Raw genomic sequence first — 3,889 nt, forward strand, 5'->3', positions numbered from 1 at the left:
GGGCACGGCCTGCGCGGGCACGGCCTGCGCGGGCACGGCCTGCGCGGGCACGGCCTGCGCGGGCACGGCCATGATCACGTAAAGGCGTTGCTGCTCGGACCGGTGCTCGGGCTGCGCCACGGGTGGGCCGTCCATGATCCCGAAGACTTCCTGCACCCAGGGCGACCAAAAGTCTTCGCGATCACACTCACCGACGACCCGAACTCTTCGTGATCATGATGTTGAGTGGCCCAGCATGGCGATCAGCCACAGCCGGCGCCCGCCACAAATGTCGCTCAGAACGCCACTGACGACGCCGACCAGTAAGGCGGCCCGAGAGCCTACGGGCGGGGGACGACGCGGTAGCTCACGTCCACCGGGCGGGCGCCCTCCGGGGGATCCGTACGGTTCCGCCGCGCAAAGGGCTCCAGAATCGCCAGGATCTTGGTGTTGAGCTGCTCCATCTCCTCAGCCGTGACCACCACCTGCACGCCGGCGGCCGTAGCGGCCCGGTACCACTCGTACGGCTCGTCGTCGCGCCGCGCCAGCCACTCGCGGGCGCGCTGGTCCTCGCGGTCGAGGTACAGCTGCGTCAGCTCCCGATCGGCGGCCCGCTCGGCCGCGCCCCGCTCCGGCGGCGTCTCGACGTTCAGGCCGCGCAGCTGGCTCTGCCAGAGGCGTTCGCGGCCGTCCCCGCGGCTGGGCGCCTCCTCGATCATGCCCGCCTTGGCCAGCTCGCGCAGGTGGTAGCTGGTGGCGCTCGGCGACAGCCCGCTGACCTCGGCGAGCTCGGTGGCCGTGGCGGGCTCGCCGGTGAAGAGCCGGTCGATGATCGCGATCCGCGCCGGGTGCGCCAGCGCCCGCATGGTCGCCGCGTCGCGCACCTGGGCCCGCCGCCCGGAGTTCTCCTCAGCCACGCCACCCAGCGTAGAGCGGGTCACGGTGCGTAGCGCACGGCATGGATGTCCAGCCACATGCGCAGGAACTGTGATCCCTTAGGAGGATCTCCGAAAGTCAGACGTTTGACTATCGTTCCCGCCGAAGATCTGCGAGAGGAACGGTAGTGCGAGTTCGAGGGTACGGCCCCGCGACACCGTGCTGGGCGGTGCTCCACAGCGCCGACGCCGCGGCCGCTTCTGCCTTCTACCAGGAGCTTCTTGGCTGGACGGCGACCACGGCCGAGGACGGCTCGACGGTGTTCCTGCTGCGCGACCTGGCCGTCGCCGGGCTGGCCGCCGCCCCGGGCCGGCCGTCGATGTGGCTCACCCACGTCTCCATCGAGGACATCGAGGCCACGGCCCAGCTGGTGGTGGACGCGGGCGGTACCGTGCTCCAGCCCGAGACGGAGGTCGCCACCCGCGGCCGCACGGCCGTCTTCGCCGATGCGAGCGGCGCCGTGTTCGCCGTCTGGCAGCGCGGCCGCTTCGCCGGCGCCCAGGTCATCGACGAGGCGAGCGCCGTGTGCTGGAGCGAGGTGTGCACCGGCGACGTGCCCGCCGCCGTCGACTTCTACGGCAAGGTCTTCGGCTGGACCGAGCGCGCCGGCGAGACCGAGGCCAACATGGAGTACCACGAGTGGCTCGCCGACAACCGCGTGGTGGGCGGCATCAGCCTGATGGGCGAGCTGTACCCGCCCGGCACCCCGCCCCACTGGCGGACGATCCTCCAGGTCGCCGACTGCGCCGACGTCGTCGCCCGCACCCCGGCGCTGGGCGGCCGCGTCCTGGCCGGCCCGATCGACGCGGGCGTCGGCCAGGCCGCGTTCCTGGCCGACCCGGCCGGCGGCACGATCCTGGTCATCGAGCCGATCCCGGAGCTCCTAGCGGCCCTCGGCTGACGCGCCGCTCGAGGTTCGCATCAGCACCACGCCGAGCGCTCGCCGCGGGCGGCCCGGGCCGGTGGTGGGAGCGGGTCGCGTTCGCGTTCGGGGTCACCGCTCCGCTGCTGTACCGCCGCCGCGCCCCGCTGGTCGCGCTCGCCCTGCTGATCGCGGTGCTGGGCGTGCGGGTGTGGGCGATCGAGGGTTCGGAGGACAGCACCTTCCCGTTCCCGAGCCTGCTCGTGGCGACATCCGCATGCCGAACCTGGACGGCATCGAGGCCACCCGCCGCATCCGGGCCCGCCCGGACGCCCCGAAGGTCCTGGTCCTGACGACGTTCGACCTGGACCAGTACGTCTACTCCGCCCTCCGCGCGGGCGCGAGCGGCTTCCTGCTGAAGGACGCCCCACCGAGCCAGCTGGCCGAGGGCGTCCGCACGGTGGCGGCGGGCGAGGCCCTCCTGGCCCCGGCCGTGACGCAGCGGCTGATCGCCCGCTTCCTGCGCACACCCCCGGCGGACCTGGCCGCCGCCCGGACGGAGATCCTGACGGAGCGCGAGCTGGAGGTCCTCCGCCTGCTGGCCCGGGGCCTGTCCAACGCCGAGCTGGCCGACCGCCTGATCGTCTCGGAGCCCACGGTGAAGACCCACGTGAGCCGGGTGCTGATGAAGCTGGGCCTGCGGGACCGGGTCCAGGCGGTGGTCTACGCCTACGAGCACGGCCTGGTGACCTCGGGCGACGACGAGCCCTGAGCCGACTATCGGCGACGCTGGAGCGCGCTGATGTCGATCGCGATCGCGAACGGACCGTCGGCGGTCAGCGTCTCGCCGTCCTTCGCGATCGCATGCTCGACGTAATGCTTGCCGTCCAGCTGAAGCAGCCTCAGCGTCAGCGAGTCGGGCTGCTCCGACTCGATCAGCAGATACCATTCGATTCGGGCCGCAGCATAAAGCTGCATCTTCAACACGCGATCGGTGCCGGCGTTGCCGGGCGAGACGATCTCACCCACGAGCGCGACGTCCCGAGCATCGATCATCGTGACATCTTCAACGGGTGTCACCACGAGGTCCGGGATGAAGATCCGGCCGCTGGCCAGGCGAACGTTGACCGCCTCATACACCCAGAGGCCGGCCGCGTCGGCCGACGCATCGATCAGGTTGGCCAGCCGCCGGGAGATGTGCTGATGGCGCGTGCTCGGTGCCGGGCTCACCAGCAGGCTCCCGTCAAAAAGCTCGATCCGATTCGCGGTCTCGCCGAGCGCGAGGTACTCGTCCTCGCTCCATGGACCGACATGTTCGAGCACGGCCACACTCATCGGCGATCCACCCCCTGACGAATCCTCCCACAAGGGTGCCATGCCGGCCGGTCGCGGAGACGAAATTCGGTGGGGAGTGGGCTGAGCGGGCGTAACCCGGTCGGCCGCTTGACGGCTGCGGTGAGGTGGCCACCGCAGCAGACTCCTCACGCCGCCGACACGCTCGGGCAGGCATCAGAGCCGGAATATCCGCACTGTCAACGGTGCGTCCTGCAACAGGTGGGGGGCGACGGCGTGATAGGCCCAGGCATGCACCCAGGCGTTGCCGGTACGCACCGTCAAGAACGTCTTGAACCCGCCGGGTACGGCATAGAGCATCGTCACCAGCAGCACCGAGAGCACGGCCTCGCGTGGCGAACCGAACAGCGTCCAGGCATCAAGAACATGCAGGGCGGCGTAGGTCAGACCACCGAGCACGATGGTGGCGGCCGTCGAACCGGTCAGCGCACGGTAACGCGGCACCAGGACGGACTGAACGAAGATCATCGTGGGCAGCACGGTGCCGAGCAAGTAGAGGACGAACGTGAGCGGAAGCCCCAGGATCAGCTGCCGGCCGGTCAATCCGAGCACAGCATTTCCGAGCAGCAGCAACTGCACAGCCGACTCCAGCAGCAGTACAACCAAGATCACCAACGCGTCGCCCCGCCGGTCGGTCGAGCGCAGGCAGAGCTGCTCGGCGCTGTAGCGGCGACGAAACCAGGCGTACGGCAGCGCCGCGTAGCCGACGACGTTGTAGACAGCCCAGGTCATCGCCTCGGCGGCAGTAACCGTGTCGTG

The 3,889-nt window shown here is 70.4% G+C and carries 4 protein-coding genes and 1 pseudogene; 2 read left to right on the plus strand and 3 right to left on the minus strand.

What is annotated here, in order from left to right:
• Positions 1 to 320: 320 nt before the first annotated feature.
• Positions 321 to 896 (minus strand): metalloregulator ArsR/SmtB family transcription factor, encoded by a 576-nt coding sequence (locus ABZS66_RS57230; protein ID WP_354772690.1) that lies wholly within the window; start codon positions 894 to 896, stop codon positions 321 to 323.
• Positions 897 to 1,084: 188 nt separating this feature from the next.
• Between ABZS66_RS57230 and ABZS66_RS57235 the strand changes: the two genes are divergently transcribed.
• Both ABZS66_RS57235 and ABZS66_RS57240 read left to right on the plus strand, forming a co-directional pair.
• Entirely contained in the window at positions 1,085 to 1,816 is a 732-nt protein-coding gene (locus ABZS66_RS57235) for a VOC family protein (RefSeq protein WP_354772692.1), read from the plus strand.
• 229 nt (positions 1,817 to 2,045) lie between these two features.
• A pseudogene (locus ABZS66_RS57240) lies at positions 2,046 to 2,549 on the plus strand (response regulator transcription factor); the annotation flags it as partial.
• 5 nt (positions 2,550 to 2,554) lie between these two features.
• Here ABZS66_RS57240 and ABZS66_RS57245 read toward each other — a convergent pair.
• Together ABZS66_RS57245 and ABZS66_RS57250 are read right to left on the minus strand one after the other, a co-directional pair.
• Positions 2,555 to 3,112 carry a Uma2 family endonuclease gene (locus ABZS66_RS57245; RefSeq protein WP_354772694.1) on the minus strand — a complete coding sequence of 186 codons (558 nt, stop codon included), beginning with the start codon at positions 3,110 to 3,112 and terminating at the stop codon, positions 2,555 to 2,557.
• Positions 3,113 to 3,286: 174 nt separating this feature from the next.
• The coding region (locus ABZS66_RS57250) for a hypothetical protein (RefSeq protein WP_354772696.1) at positions 3,287 to 3,889 on the minus strand (603 nt) is incomplete at its 5' end.

It is taken from the genome of Dactylosporangium sp. NPDC005572, assembly GCF_040605515.1.
Classification (GTDB): Bacteria; Actinomycetota; Actinomycetes; order Mycobacteriales; family Micromonosporaceae; genus Dactylosporangium.